Genomic DNA, 13,790 nt, shown 5'->3' on the forward strand with positions numbered 1-13,790 from the left:
CAAAAACTTATGTGGGCACCGACCCCCGGGTTCCGTTACCGCTGCACCCAGGCTACAATTTCATTTTTTAATTGAAGCGCCAAATCGGTAATTGCATTTTCTACGTGTAGAGAAAGTGTCGTATCGAAGGTAATTACATCAATTTCGATTCCATAAAATAAAAGATTATCCGGTAATTCATTGAGAGCACTTGCTAATTGCAACGCTTGGATGATGCCCAGGTCATGGGTTGAGAATCCAGGTGCAGAATCAAGAAGAGCCTCTTTTTGAAAGCGATGGATCGTTCCTATGGCATTGCCAGATTTGACTGCATCAATAATAAAAACAGTATTGAATCCACTCATTAATTCAATAAGCCGAACGCCGGGGCGATCACAGCGTTCAATAACTACGAATGGTGATACATCGGTATCTATTGAAAGCTGATGTTTTAACTCTTCGACCACCTTCCAACCTACCTGATCATCGCCAAAAGGGGAACCAACTCCTAGCACTTTAATGATCGTCATTCTCGATTCACTTTAATCGTCAAAAAATGTGTAGAACATGAAATACAGGGGTCATAATTGCGGATGATCATTTCACTATATGAACGTAACGACTCTTCATCTTGGTCAAGGCCATATTGCACCAAAGAACGACGTAAATCGTCTTCAATCCGTGCCTGATTTTGGCTGGTTGGAGGCACGATACGGGCGGATTTTACTTCTCCATGGGCATCTAATTGAATATGTTGCCACAAAGTACCCCTGGGCGCTTCGGTACACCCAAATCCTGTTCCGGCACGTGGTTTAATTTCGGGATGCGACTCTTTTGGGATTTTATATTGTTCCATAATGCGTATGGATTCTAGAACACAAAAATAGATTTCAACTGCGCGCGCAAAAATACTGTGATACATATTACGGGAGGGAAAGTTTATATTTAAATCCTGTAAAAGAAGATGGATGGGAACGGGAAGGTGGCCAAAACAATTGTTCACTCGCGCGAGAGGTCCTACCAAGTACGGTTTATTTTGCAATAAACAATGCAAGGCAGTGGAGTAGGAGACTTGGCTTTCTTTGAAGTAGGCATCAAATTCCTCGATGCTAATGTTTAAACCATGATTGGAAACCAGTCTTCCCTCATTGAATGGATATTCTGTAGGATGATAAAGTGAGACGTAGGTGAATTCGTGAGAGTTATCTGGGAAAGAACGCTCAGCAAGCCAGCGAATTAGTGCTTCACAATCTTCAATGCGTGCTTTTGCTTTTTCTAATAAAGTATTGATTTGCGTCAGAGAGGGTGCTTTATAAAATCCTCCCACGCAGGCACCAACGGGATGAACCGAACGACCACCAAATAATTTGATTAAATCATTACCAAACGATTGCAAACGGATGCCTCGTCGTACTTCTTCAGGATAACTTTTTGCCATTTCAGGTGCTGATTTAAATCCTAAAAAATCAGGTAATGCTAAAAAATGAATGTGCATGCTATGGCTTTCCAGCCATTCACCGCAGTAAAAGAGGCGGCGCATCTCGCGTACCCAAGGAGAAGGCTGTAGACCAAAACACTGTTCGATTGCCTGAGTCGCGCTCATTTGATAAGCAACAGGACATATCCCACAGATCCGCGCTACAAGATCCAGAACATCGGTATAACTTCTGCCTTCGAGAAATTTTTCAAATAATCTTGGGGGTTCATAAATTTTTAATTGGAGTTGGGTGATTTTACTGTCGCGAATATGCAACTCAAGCGCACCTTCGCCTTCAACGCGCGCCAAAATAGGAACATTAATGGAAATCGTGTTACTCATTGCTGATTTTAATTCCCTTAAAATAAGCTCCAGCTTTGTTAAACGCAGGAGCTTGATTATTAATATGCAAAAATTTTTGTGCGATGGCTTCCTTAGTTAAGCCGAGTTGCTCAAACCAGTTCCCCAAAGATTGAGGATTAGGATTTTCTTTTGGACCATAACACGCATAACATCCTCGTCCTACTGTGGGACAAAGAGAACCGCATCCCAATTTGGTTACAGGGCCCATACACGGTTGTTTTTGGGTAACCAAAACACATATATTCCCTTTACGTTTGCATTCCATACACTCAGAATCTTGTTTGATGCGAGGAGTCGTATTGGATAATAAGAAACGGATTGCTTCTAATACTTGATTGCTATTTACCGGACAGCCCCATAACTCCCAATCCACTTTTACGTGATGTGAAATGGGGGTGGAAGTACTTAAGCTTTGAATGTATTCTGGAGAAGCATAAATACTACTGACCCATTCTTTAGTGTCCGCAAAATGACGTAAAGCCTGCACACCTCCCGCGGTAGCACAAGCACCAATGGTAATGATGAATTGACTGTGTTCACGAATTTTTTTAATACGTTCTTCTTCATCTGGAGTGGAGATGCTGCCTTCAACAAAGGCAATATCTACTTTGGCATCAAGATCGACTGCTCCTGCTTCCGAAAAATGAACCATATCAACTAATTCAGATAAAGTCAGTAAGGCCTCTCCGGAATTTAAAAAGGCCAATTGGCATCCATCACAGGATGTAAATTTATGTACCGACACACGTGGCTTCATCGTCGCTAAAATCCTGGTTCATTAAATAATTCTTTGATTTCTGAATAGGCGAAAACAGGGCCATCTTTACAAATAAAAACTCCTCCATATTGGCAATGACCGCATTGTCCTATACCACACTCCATATTTCGTTCCATGCTTAAATAAATATCATGCTCTGCAATTCCGCGTTGCGTAAGTACTTTGACTGCAGTATTCATCATCATTTCCGGCCCACACATCATCACGATTGTATGTGCAGGATTCAGATTGAGCTTATCAATCATATCCGTAACATAACCTATAGCCCATGGCCATTTAGGCCCGGCTTGATCGGCTGCGACATGAATTACAGTATTAGGCGATTTTTGCCAAATTGCATACTGTTTCCTAAAAATAAAATCATCACTGTGCTTCACACCTTGTAGGATGCTCAAATGACCGTATTGTTCTCGGCGTGCCAATATGTATTCAATAATGGAAACCGAGGGAGCACAACCTAATCCCCCAGTAAGCACTACAACATCTTTGCCTTGTGCTTGGTCAAGCGGCCATCCACGCCCATAAGGTCCGCGAACACCGATTCGATCTCCGGATTGGAGTTTTTGTAATGCTTTGGTCACTCGCCCAATGGCGCGAATGGTATGCGTTAAAATATCCTTTTTCTCGGGATCTGAGACAATAGAAATCGCGACTTCACCTACGCCGTATAGATAGAGCATATTAAATTGACCTGGATAAAAGAGAAATCGCTCATGATGTTCTGGGTCAAGAAAGCGCAAATGCAAGGTAAAAATTGAAGAGGACTCCTCAGTTTTCTCTACAATGATTGCTTCAAGTGGCAAATAGGGATCGGCAATCGATTTAATCACTTTCTTTCATCCTTACATTGGATTCTCCAGAAATTGCCGCGAGTTCTTCGGTGATATCAATACCCACAGGACACCAGGTAACACAACGTCCGCAGCCTACACAACCACTGCTATCAAACTGATCAAACCAACTGCCGACTTTATGAGTCAACCATTGTTTGTAGCGTTTATGCGTATCATCCCGAATGACTTTTCCGCTTAAATAGCTATGGCCTGCGGTAAAACAAGAGTCCCACTCGCGCTGATGCTCGCTGCTTGTGCCATCTAAACTGGGTTTTTCTACTTCACTATGGCAAAAACAGGTAGGGCATACTGAGGTGCAATTGCCACATGATAAACATCTTTGTGCTACATCGTCCCATCTTGGATGATTTAAATTGGCAAATAATAAATCGCGTAAACCCTGTTTATTCTCTAAGGGAATTCTTTTTGTTTGCATTGCCGCTGCGTGTTCTACATGGTTACTGGCCTTTTTACATTGAGTTGCTTTCGCTTTAGGTAAATGTAAATTGGCAATAATGGCTTGACCACGTTCGCTGCCTGTTTTGACTACGAATCCATCATCAATTTCAGTCATCAGAATATCAAAAGGATTTCTTACTTCTGGTCCAGTTCCTGCTGAAACACAAAAGCAATTGTTTGAAGAATAAGAACAGTTGACCGCAACAACAAATAACTGCTCACGACGTTTTTTATAGCGTGGATCAGGATGTGCACTCTCAAGAAACACTTTATCTTGGATACTCATTGCCGCTAAGTCACAGGAACGGGCACCAATAATCGCAATGGGTTGTTCTTCGGCCGGATGTGGTTGAAAAATTAATTTTCCTTCCTGGTTGCGTTCTACTTTCCATATTGTTTCTTGGGGCTTGAATAGGAGCGGTTTGATTGCTTGTGGGCCATTTGCAAAAGCAAATGCTTTGTGTTCCGTAATTTTTTCTAATTGGTAACCCCCCGGGGTTTGTTGATCTCGGATGCCCCAAGGTAATTGATCGACCTGTTGTAACACATCATAAACAATCGCCCCATCGCGTACTTGAGGGCCGACACAGGAGTATCCTGCATCGTGCAGGGAGTGCAATAAATTCTGCAATTTTAAATAAGGCATGAAATGGCTTTTATTCGCTGTCATAAAATTCCTTGTAGGGAATGCATTACCTATCCCGGGTTCCGCTGCGCTGCACCCAGACCACATTAAATAACATTAACAAATCCGTGGCAATTGTTCTCCTGCCAACCAATCGACAATTCTCCTGCCTCCAAGTTTTGTTTTAAGCTGCACAAAATGGCGTGGATCTTCGACCACTTCACCAATGATTTCTGCATGCGCTCCCAAGGGATGTGCTCGCATTGCAACTAATAATCTCTCTGCATCATGAGGAGCACAAACAGCGACTAATTTTCCTTCATTTGCGACGTATAACGCATCAAGTCCTAATAACTCGCATGCACTGGCAACTTCGGTGCGAATCGGGATTTTATTTTCTTCAATAATAAAACCAACATTGGATTGTAGTGCAAATTCATTTAATGTGGTTGCCAGGCCACCACGAGTAGGATCTCGTAAACAATGAATGTCAGGTACCACATCAACCATGCAAGAGACTAAATCGTGGAGCGAGGCAGTATCTGATTGAATTTTGGTTTGAAATTGCAGATTATTTCGATGCGCCATAATTGCAACCCCATGATCGCCAATATGCCCGCTAACCAACACACGATCGCCTGGTTTGGCTCTGTTTCCGGAAATATGGATTCCTTCAGGGACTACACCTATTCCTGTGGTGGTAATAAATACTCCGTCTCCTTTTCCACGTTCGACTACTTTAGTATCACCTGCAATGATAGCAATATTAGCTTGCCGTGCAGCAGCAGCCATGGCTTCGACGATTTTTTGCAAGTCAGCTAATGGAAATCCTTCTTCGAGGATAAAACTGGCAGATAGGTACAAGGGTTTGGCACCGGACATCACAATGTCGTTGACTGTACCATGAACGGATAAGGAGCCAATGTTACCGCCCGGGAAAAACAAGGGAGAAATCACATGAGCGTCAGTAGTCATGACCATTCGACCTGCAGATACTGAAAAGCAGGCCTGATCATTTCTCGCGGCCAGCCAGTGATTATCAAAGGCAGCTAAGAACATTTGTTCGATTAATTGAGTCATCGCTCGCCCACCGCTACCATGGGCTAAATTAATGATTCCTTCTCGAACATTAAGTTTTGGGGTTTTTGATTTATTCATTATGATTGCTTCAGTCATCCATTCACCCTTCCATAAGCATATACTGCTGCACATGCGCCTTCAGAAGACACCATGCAGGACCCTAATGGATTCTCTGGAGCACATACTTTGGCAAATAATTTACATTCCATTGGTTTTTTTACCCCACGAAGTACTTCACCACAAATACATTGTTTGTGTTCTTGAGAGATGAAATCAGGAATAGTGAAACGTTTTTCAGCATCGAACTCAGCATATTCTGCCCTGATTTTTAAAGCACTTTGAGGAATAAATCCTAAACCACGCCATTCAAATTGATCCCGTACTTCAAATACTTCAGCCATTATTTGTTGGGAGATTAAATTTCCGGTGCGATTTACGGCCCGTGTATATTGAATTTCTACTTCACATCGTTGTTCATTGATTTGCTGAATTAACATTAAAATAGAATGCAGCACATCCAAGGGTTCAAAACCAGAAATCACAATGGGTTTGTTGTATTTTTTACATACTGCTTCATAGGATTGACTGCCAATGACAATGCTGACATGAGCCGGACCAACAAATCCATCGAGTTTGACCTCATTTGATTGCAGCAAGTGGTCCATCGGGACCGGTGTTAAAACATGATTGCAAAAAACACTAAAATTGTTGAGGTGCAATTTACGAGCCTGTTGGATAATTGCCGCTGTGGGGGGCGTTGTGGTTTCAAAGCCAATGGCAAAAAAAACAATTTCTTTTTGCGGGTTTTCTTGAGCAATTTTTAGCGCATCGCTTGCCGAATAAATCATCCGTACATCAGCCCCTGTTGCTTTGGCGTGCAATAGATTTTTTTGTCCTGAACCAGGGACTCGCAGCATGTCCGCATAGCTGCAAAGAATAACATCAGGTAATGATGCTAAAGCGATGGCTTTATCCGTAATTGCCATGGGTAATACGCAGACTGGGCATCCTGGTCCATGGATCATTTCCACATTCTTTGGTAATAGGCTCGGAATTCCATAGCGATGAATGGCGTGGGTATGACCACCACAAAATTCCATAAACTGATACTGTCGATCTGGGGCAACTTGTGCTGCAATTTCCCTGGCAACTGCTTTTGCAAAATCAGCATTCCGGAAGTCTTCGATGTATTTCATAAGGATTCATCCTGCGTCATCTGCGCAAATAAATTTAAGGTTTTTTGAGCTTCATGTTCATCGAGTCGTGTTAAAGCGTAGCCAACATGAATAATGACATAATCATCTAGAACGACTTTATCTAATAATGCTGTGGAGATTTCTTTAGTGATGCCGCCTATATTCACTATGGCTTTGTCATCATCAAGAATTTGAGTAATTTGCGCAGGTAACGCCAAACACATAAATTATCCTTTTATTCCGTAGCCTGGGTAAAAATAAATTCCCCTCTCTCACGTGTGGGAGAGGGGCGGGGGAGAGGGTTTCTTTTTTCCCTCATCCGCCCTGCGGGCACATTCTCCCCTTTGAGGAGAATGGATTTTTAAAATTCAAGTTATAAATTCCCAGCAATCCAGGCTTGACCGAGGGAAATTCCTCCATCATTGGCTGGAAGAGCACTTGGTAAAAAAGAGGTGATACCCGATTCACTTAACGTGGTGATTAATCCTTCAGCCAATATTTGATTCAAAAAACAACCTCCGCTTAATACTACCACATCAATATTCCTTTCTCGACAGATTCCCTTAATCCATGCTGCAAGCCCAGCAATGAGTGTTCCATGAAAAAAGTTTGCGCCAGTTATTGGATCAAATCGGTTAGCCAGTAATTCTAGGGCAGGCATCATATCAAAACAATTTTCTTTTATTTGCCATCCATTAGGGATGATTTGTACTTGGGTGACCAAACTTTCTAAACGCATTGCAGCTTGACCTTCGTAGTGTGAGATCAATTGAATTCCTATTAATGCACTTACTGCATCAAACAAGCGACCACAGCTGCTCGTGCCCGGACTATTTATTTTTTTATCCAGTAGTTGATGGATGATATGTGCTTGTGGATAGTCTGAAAATCGTTGGGCAATTTCATCGCTGCGTCCTAAATGATGCAAAACACTTGCAGCCATTCTCCAGGGTTCCCGTGCCGCAATGTCTCCACCGGGTTGTAGCAGAGGTGAAAAAGATCCCACTCGAGTGCCTGTTGAATTTTCTAATAAAAAAAGCTCACCACCCCAGGATTCACCATGGATACCGTATCCATACCCGTCAAGTGCTAGTCCTAAGACGGTTTTTGTAATCCCGTATTCGGCTATAACAGAAGCTAAATGCGCATGATGATGTTGGATGGCAAAAGTAGGAATCCCATAGTGTTGCGCAAAACGTGTTGTGTAAAAATCAGGGTGTAAATCATGAGCAATTCGTTCTGGTGTTACATCGAGAAAACGTAGCAAGTGATTTAATGATTCATGGAAGAACTCAATAGAGGCTTTATTATTTAAACTGCCGATATGTTGAGAAACAAAGGCTTCATTACCACGAGTAATACAGAATGTATTTTTTAAATGTCCACCTACTGCTAAGGTTGGTGGAATCTCATGAGGGAGTTGTATAGGCGTAGGGACAAAACCTCGAGAGCGACGAACAAACCTAGGAGCATGATGCACGACGCGTAGCACCGAATCATCGGCACGAGTAACAATTTGACGGTTATAGGAAATAATTTTATCTGCGATGTGACTGAGTTGTTGTTCGGCACTTTGATCTTCAATAATGAGGGGCTCGCCGCCTATGTTGGCGCTGGTGACTACTAATAGGGTGTCTTGAATCTCATTCAACCACGCACAACCATTTTTATTTCCAGCAAAAGCATTAAAAAGTAAATAATGTAACGGGGTGTATGGAAGCATAATTCCCAAAGTGCTTAAACCTGGAGCGATTGCAGAACTATATTTACTCAATTCATCATTTTTTTCGAGTAACACAATTGGACGAGCAACGCTCTCTAATAAATCGCGTTCTTGCTGATTCATTGTGACAACTCGTTCTGCACTTAAGCTGTTTGCGACCATAAGAGCAAAAGGTTTTTCGTCTCGATTTTTTTTTGCGCGTAACCTGGTTACTGCCACTTCATTGCGTGCATCACAAATGAGTTGATATCCTCCTAAACCTTTTAACGCAATAATTTCGCCTTGCATGATACATTGTGCTATTTCTTCCACGGGTAATGATAGTTGGGGACCGCAATGAATACATGCTGTAGGTTGGGCATGGTAGCGTCGGTTTTCAGGGTCGCTGTAATCAGCTTGGCAAGCCAGGCATAAAGGGAACAAATCCATTGCGGTTTGACTGCGATCATAAGGAAGATTTCGGGTGATTGTGAATCGAGGGCCGCAATGCGTACAATTCAAAAAGGGGTAGCGGAAATAACGGCTTTGCGGATCGAAGAGTTCCTGTAGGCATTGAGAGCAAATACTCGTATCCGGGGTAATGATGGTTTTGACTTTACCTTTTTGGCTTTCAATAATTTCAAAGACTGCTTCATTGTTTTTTAAGGGGATTGTTTCTGATTGGATCTGATCTATTTTGGCCAGTGGCGGTAAATTTTCTTGTAAGTGAGGAATAAACTGACAGACCAAAACCCCTTGTACTTCGATCAATACACCTGAAGCATTATTTTGGATCCAGCCAGTGAGTGTCAGTTGTTTGGCGAGCCGGTAAACACAGGGCCTAAAACCAACACCTTGTACTTGTCCTTGAATGATTATCCTTAATCGTTCCATTAAATCACACGAGTGTCTCTTTGTTTTTGCCTTAGCCATTCATACCAATCAACCAAACCATCACCATTCATCGTTGAAAGGGTTTGTGTTTCAATTGAGGGTTTAATTTGGCGTGCATATTCAATGCATTGGTCGAGATCAAAATTCACATAGGGCAGTAGATCCGTTTTCGTGATGAGCATTAAATCAGCACAACGGAACATATCAGGATATTTCAATGGTTTATTTTCTCCCTCGGTCACTGAAAGAATGACCACTTTAAATTGCTCTCCTAAATCGAATAAAGCAGGGCAAACAAGATTGCCTATATTTTCAATAAACAAGAGTGAATTTTCTTTTAGAGGAAGATCTTCCAGCGCATGGCCAACCATATGGGCATCCAAATGACAGACTTTTCCTGTATTAATTTGTAAGGCATTACCGCCACTGGCCTTAATTAATTCTGCATCATGATTTGTTTGTTGATCGCCAACTACAACGGCGATATCCAATTCATTTTTTAAATCCTGAATGGTTTTTCCTAAAAGGGTTGTTTTACCGGATCCTGGGCTTGACATAATATTCAATGCCAAGATATTTCTATCTATTAAAAAATTTTTATTGGCGCGGGCAAATTGTTGGTTCTTAGCTAAAATATTTTGTTCCACATGGATTAGATGTTCATCATGGGTGTGATGCATCGATTCATGGGGATGCTCATGAGTATGTTCATGATGATGTTCCATTTCATTATGTTCTTCAGTACAACCGCATATTCCGCACATTATTCAACCACCATTGATTTAATTTGTAATTCTTCACCGTGAATGACCTTTAATGCATGACTTCCACAAACTTGGCATGCATCGTAATATTGTTGCAAAGGACTTCGTTTTTGGCACGATTCGCAAAGTGCTTCACCCGGAATATCGATGATGTGAAGCTCAGCATTCTCCGCTATTGTTCCTTCCGTAATCACGTTGAAACCAAAAATTAGGGCGTTTTTTTCAATTGCAGCAAGTTGACCAATTTCTAATATAATTTTTTTTACACGAGTACACTGTGTTGCAGCTGCTTTCTGCTTGATAATTTCGAGAATACTTTTACATATCCACAATTCATGCATGAGACAGCCCTAAAATTTCTAATTATACATTTTGATAAAATTAATCATACCAATAATCAGACTAAATGATGCAATCATAAAGCCGGCCAGTCGAGAGAATAAAAGAGATACTGAATCAGCACGTTGGATTAAAGTTGAAACAAATAATCCATTTAATCCGTCAGAAACCATCATCCCGCACATAAATATGACGCCAAGCATCCCTGAAAATAATCCTCCGGCCATGGCTCGGGCGGAAAGAGAAAAGAGGACGACTTGACTTACTGTATCAAAAGAAAGGGCAAAGAGCGCGCCAATCAATACAATAAAAAATGGATTAACCTGTTTGCGGATTAATTTTCTTGAAAAATAGTTTTTTAAACTGGTTGGCAGAGGCGATTGAGATGGGGTCCCGAAAATATTCCAAAGGTTTAACAATCCAAAAACCAATAAAAATATAATCGATATACTATTCCCAAGTCCATCTAGCCATTGAGGAACTATTATGGGTTTAACCCTATTGCCAATAATTAAGCTGATTAAAATGACTACTAAACCATGTCCGAGAGAAAATAAAAATCCCACAAGTTTTGCTAGCGTTCGACGTGCACTGACAATCCGTGCGACTGAGTCTATGGTTGCCAGATGATCCAAATCAAAACCATGACGGATACCTAATAGAAATGCCATTGCGATTAAAAATAATCCCGAATTTTCCATGGGCGTATTCTCTATTTTGCTACTTTGAAGTAAAAAAAATCCCCTCTCCCAGAGTGGGAGAGGGGTAGGGGTGAGGGCGTTTAATTGTTCCCCTCATCCGCCCTTGCGGGCACCTTCTCCCTTTGAGAGGAGAAGGGAAGTTAATGACATTTTATAGTTTTTAGTATTAATTACAATTCCCATTAATAACGCAGTTTACCAAACTGGTCGCAAAGTGATAATTGTTGCTTTCGTCATGAATAATTTCCCAGTCAAACACTCCTCCAAATCCAGGATAAGTTCGTGGTGGAATGTAGGTATCACAACTTGACGCACTAGCGACCCCAGTGCGTAAACATTGTATGGCTCGTTTGATTGTACCAATAACTGCTGCAGGTGAGCCATCGCTTTGCCCTGATGCATTAGGTGCAGGATAACCTAATACCACTTGAGATGGGGTTAGATAACTAATATAAGGTTGGAACCCAGTTTGCTGTCCTGTGCTGGTGACTGCAGGCCAATTTTCGAGTAAATCAGTCGCCATAGCGACTGACGCATTGGGACTACTTGTATTGTTTGGATCATAACAAATTAGGTCGATGCCAAAGGTACAACCTGCGTTATACATTTGAATTCCGACCCAAGCTAAAGATTGATGGGTTTGCATCACCAAAGAAGCATAGTTCCCCCATGTCGCATCAAACCCTGAGGTGGCGGCAATATTCGCAGTTTGCGGCGCTAAAGTAAGAAGCAAATTAGGATGATTCGTATGCATTGTATTGATAATATTGGCTAAAATAGCGATATCACCCGTAGGATTGCTGAAAGTTCCGCCCGCATTTAACCCACTTTCAATATCAAAATCAAACCCATCAAAATTATATTGAGTGAGTAGGTTTTCTAATGAACTAATAAAAGTTTGCTCAAATGCTGTAGGTGAAGAAGCTGCTGCTAATACCTGGTGAAAATCTACCGTTGTATTCGCAATACTTGATGATGCCCCACCTAAGGAGAGTAATACTTTAATGCCTGCATTATGCAAGGACTGAATGTAACTTGCTGAGACGGTATCGAATGCAGAAGTAATTTGGCCAGGATTTGTAGTACTAAAGACTCCAAATGCTACAAGAACATGGGTATAACCTGCGTTGGCTAAAGCGGTAGCTGATGGCGGGGTATCCCATCCAGGCAAGTAACCTATAATTCTGCCTCCAGTGGCTGTATTTTGAGTATAGTTAATGGTTTCAGTAGCAGAGGACGATGCAGTTAAAGGTTGGGGAGAGTAGCTTACCGTATAACCATTTACTGATGTTGCGCTTACTGTGTAAACCATTCCGTCCGTTAAACTCACATGAGCTGTCCCTGTTCCATTGTTTAATGAAATAGTTTCATTTACAGGTGTGCCATTACCGCTTGGAGTAAAGGTGACATTAATGGAAGAAATAGAAGCGGGTGCTCCTGTTACGGTAACGGGAATACTGTCTTGAGCTACTTGAACGCAACTATAAGCAAGTTGCACTGTGGGTGCAGTAGTGGCTGCAATAGCTGATGTGGGGGTAAATGTTGGGGTACAGTTGTATCCATTATATGTTATTACTGGAGTAGAAAAAGCATAGCTGACTCCATTGGCTAACTGACTGACTACGTTAATGGTGTTCCAACTCACTTGAGCATTGGTTGCACTCTGATTATCCATGCGGGTTAAGGTTACGGTTGGATTACCCGTGTAACCAGATAATTGAGATGGCAATGCACCTAAAGTGATGTTGATGTTCCCTATTGTTTGCATTGCAGAATAGGTAATTGTAGAAGAAACAGTAGTACCTGCTGAAACGGTTAGGCTTACAGGATTTGCTACTCCTTGATACACGACTCCATTACTGTCCGTTATATTAGTTGGCGAAACGGTATAAGTTCCGGCAGCCAGCCCAGATATTTGTTGTTGTCCAGACCAGGGAACCTGCGCGCTCACAGTTTGCCCATTTAGAGTTAAATTAACTAGAGCGTAGGTTTGGGTTACATTGGCAGGTTTTGCTGTAGCGTTAATTAAATTGATAGTGCCAGTGGATACTGGAGAATTCAAATAAACTGAGACGCTATTGGCTATATAATCTGCGGTTGGTTCCCCGTAAATAATAGTAAAAGAACTTCCTTTGGGAAGTTTACTGTTGGCTCCTGGATATGTAGGAAATTGTAACGAGAGTGAGGATAAATAGGTGCCACTTTGAGGTTGTGACGTAATTTGTAAGGTATTGACTGGATAGGACAAGGGTGAAAAATTTCCCCAAAAAGATGTTTCCAGATTACTGCTATTAGAAAAAGTTATGGTTGAGTTTTGAAAATCTACCGTTTGATTGCAATTGTTGGTTACTTTCAACGAAACGGTTTGCCAGTTACTTGTACCTGTTGAGCTGAAGCTGCCTGTAATACAAGAAGTTGGTTGTGGGGCAATAATTGGTGTTTTGGCAAAACCATCATTTAAGAAAAACAAAAAACTGACTAATAGTCCTATTTTTTTCATAAATTCCCTTAATTTTCATAAAATTAGTAATTGGGGAATTAACAATAAAGAGCTTTAAAGGTTAATGCAAGGAATTTTTATAATAAAAAAAGCACAGCGA

At 41.5% G+C, this 13,790-nt stretch carries 13 protein-coding genes; all 13 read right to left on the minus strand.

The features are described 5' to 3' along the window. Nucleotides 1–35 precede the first annotated feature (35 nt). The 13 genes from Lstg_RS02625 to Lstg_RS02685 all read right to left on the minus strand — a co-directional run bounded on the left by Lstg_RS02625 (nucleotide 36) and on the right by Lstg_RS02685 (nucleotide 13,690). Entirely contained in the window at nucleotides 36–509 is a 474-nt protein-coding gene (locus Lstg_RS02625; protein ID WP_058476117.1) for a hydrogenase maturation protease, read from the minus strand. Further along, nucleotides 506–1,798 carry a Ni/Fe hydrogenase subunit alpha gene (locus tag Lstg_RS02630; protein WP_058476118.1) on the minus strand — a complete coding sequence of 431 codons (1,293 nt, stop codon included), beginning with the start codon at nucleotides 1,796–1,798 and terminating at the stop codon, nucleotides 506–508. The genes Lstg_RS02625 and Lstg_RS02630 overlap by 4 nt, the downstream gene beginning before the upstream one ends. Then, nucleotides 1,791–2,576 (minus strand): NADH-quinone oxidoreductase subunit B family protein, encoded by a 786-nt coding sequence (locus Lstg_RS02635; RefSeq protein WP_058476119.1) that lies wholly within the window; start codon nucleotides 2,574–2,576, stop codon nucleotides 1,791–1,793. Before Lstg_RS02635 ends, Lstg_RS02630 begins: the two co-directional genes overlap by 8 nt. Before the next feature lie 5 nt (nucleotides 2,577–2,581). Beyond that, the gene (locus Lstg_RS02640) at nucleotides 2,582–3,427 is read right to left on the minus strand and encodes an FAD/NAD(P)-binding protein (protein ID WP_082650784.1); all 846 of its coding nucleotides are present in this window, start codon (nucleotides 3,425–3,427) and stop codon (nucleotides 2,582–2,584) included. Beyond that, nucleotides 3,420–4,559, minus strand: coding sequence for a 4Fe-4S dicluster domain-containing protein (locus Lstg_RS02645; RefSeq protein ID WP_058476120.1), 1,140 nt, complete (start codon nucleotides 4,557–4,559; stop codon nucleotides 3,420–3,422). Before Lstg_RS02645 ends, Lstg_RS02640 begins: the two co-directional genes overlap by 8 nt. Before the next feature lie 72 nt (nucleotides 4,560–4,631). After that, nucleotides 4,632–5,690, minus strand: coding sequence for a hydrogenase expression/formation protein HypE (hypE, locus tag Lstg_RS02650; RefSeq protein WP_058476121.1), 1,059 nt, complete (start codon nucleotides 5,688–5,690; stop codon nucleotides 4,632–4,634). Beyond that, a complete protein-coding gene (hypD, locus tag Lstg_RS02655; protein WP_058476122.1) occupies nucleotides 5,687–6,790 on the minus strand; it encodes a hydrogenase formation protein HypD in 1,104 nt (367 codons plus the stop codon). The genes hypE and hypD overlap by 4 nt, the downstream gene beginning before the upstream one ends. Continuing rightward, nucleotides 6,787–7,014, minus strand: coding sequence for a HypC/HybG/HupF family hydrogenase formation chaperone (locus Lstg_RS02660; protein ID WP_058476123.1), 228 nt, complete (start codon nucleotides 7,012–7,014; stop codon nucleotides 6,787–6,789). Before Lstg_RS02660 ends, hypD begins: the two co-directional genes overlap by 4 nt. 149 nt (nucleotides 7,015–7,163) lie before the next feature. Then, entirely contained in the window at nucleotides 7,164–9,386 is a 2,223-nt protein-coding gene (hypF, locus tag Lstg_RS02665) for a carbamoyltransferase HypF (RefSeq protein WP_058476124.1), read from the minus strand. After that, nucleotides 9,386–10,150 carry a hydrogenase nickel incorporation protein HypB gene (gene hypB / locus Lstg_RS02670; protein ID WP_058476125.1) on the minus strand — a complete coding sequence of 255 codons (765 nt, stop codon included), beginning with the start codon at nucleotides 10,148–10,150 and terminating at the stop codon, nucleotides 9,386–9,388. Before hypB ends, hypF begins: the two co-directional genes overlap by 1 nt. After that, a complete protein-coding gene (gene hypA / locus Lstg_RS02675; RefSeq protein WP_058476126.1) occupies nucleotides 10,150–10,491 on the minus strand; it encodes a hydrogenase maturation nickel metallochaperone HypA in 342 nt (113 codons plus the stop codon). The genes hypB and hypA overlap by 1 nt, the downstream gene beginning before the upstream one ends. An 18-nt stretch (nucleotides 10,492–10,509) precedes the next feature. Continuing rightward, a complete protein-coding gene (locus Lstg_RS02680; RefSeq protein WP_058476127.1) occupies nucleotides 10,510–11,190 on the minus strand; it encodes a HoxN/HupN/NixA family nickel/cobalt transporter in 681 nt (226 codons plus the stop codon). Nucleotides 11,191–11,356: 166 nt separating this feature from the next. Then, nucleotides 11,357–13,690 (minus strand): glycosyl hydrolase family 18 protein, encoded by a 2,334-nt coding sequence (locus tag Lstg_RS02685; RefSeq protein ID WP_058476128.1) that lies wholly within the window; start codon nucleotides 13,688–13,690, stop codon nucleotides 11,357–11,359. Nucleotides 13,691–13,790: the final 100 nt, after the last annotated feature.

The sequence above is a fragment of the Legionella steigerwaltii genome (assembly GCF_001468065.1).
Taxonomy (GTDB): Bacteria; Pseudomonadota; Gammaproteobacteria; order Legionellales; family Legionellaceae; genus Legionella; species Legionella steigerwaltii.

Excerpts from the sequence above, each read along its gene's own strand:
- hypE (WP_058476121.1), bottom strand. The coding sequence starts at position 5,690 with ATGACTGAAGCAATCATAATGAATAAATCAAAAACCCCAAAACTTAAT.
- Lstg_RS02625 (WP_058476117.1), bottom strand. The coding sequence starts at position 509 with ATGACGATCATTAAAGTGCTAGGAGTTGGTTCCCCTTTTGGCGATGAT.
- Lstg_RS02630 (WP_058476118.1), bottom strand. The coding sequence starts at position 1,798 with ATGAGTAACACGATTTCCATTAATGTTCCTATTTTGGCGCGCGTTGAA.
- Lstg_RS02685 (WP_058476128.1), bottom strand. The coding sequence starts at position 13,690 with ATGAAAAAAATAGGACTATTAGTCAGTTTTTTGTTTTTCTTAAATGAT.
- Lstg_RS02645 (WP_058476120.1), bottom strand. The coding sequence starts at position 4,559 with ATGACAGCGAATAAAAGCCATTTCATGCCTTATTTAAAATTGCAGAAT.
- Lstg_RS02635 (WP_058476119.1), bottom strand. The coding sequence starts at position 2,576 with ATGAAGCCACGTGTGTCGGTACATAAATTTACATCCTGTGATGGATGC.
- hypD (WP_058476122.1), bottom strand. The coding sequence starts at position 6,790 with ATGAAATACATCGAAGACTTCCGGAATGCTGATTTTGCAAAAGCAGTT.
- hypB (WP_058476125.1), bottom strand. The coding sequence starts at position 10,150 with ATGTGCGGAATATGCGGTTGTACTGAAGAACATAATGAAATGGAACAT.
- hypA (WP_058476126.1), bottom strand. The coding sequence starts at position 10,491 with ATGCATGAATTGTGGATATGTAAAAGTATTCTCGAAATTATCAAGCAG.
- Lstg_RS02660 (WP_058476123.1), bottom strand. The coding sequence starts at position 7,014 with ATGTGTTTGGCGTTACCTGCGCAAATTACTCAAATTCTTGATGATGAC.
- hypF (WP_058476124.1), bottom strand. The coding sequence starts at position 9,386 with ATGGAACGATTAAGGATAATCATTCAAGGACAAGTACAAGGTGTTGGT.
- Lstg_RS02680 (WP_058476127.1), bottom strand. The coding sequence starts at position 11,190 with ATGGAAAATTCGGGATTATTTTTAATCGCAATGGCATTTCTATTAGGT.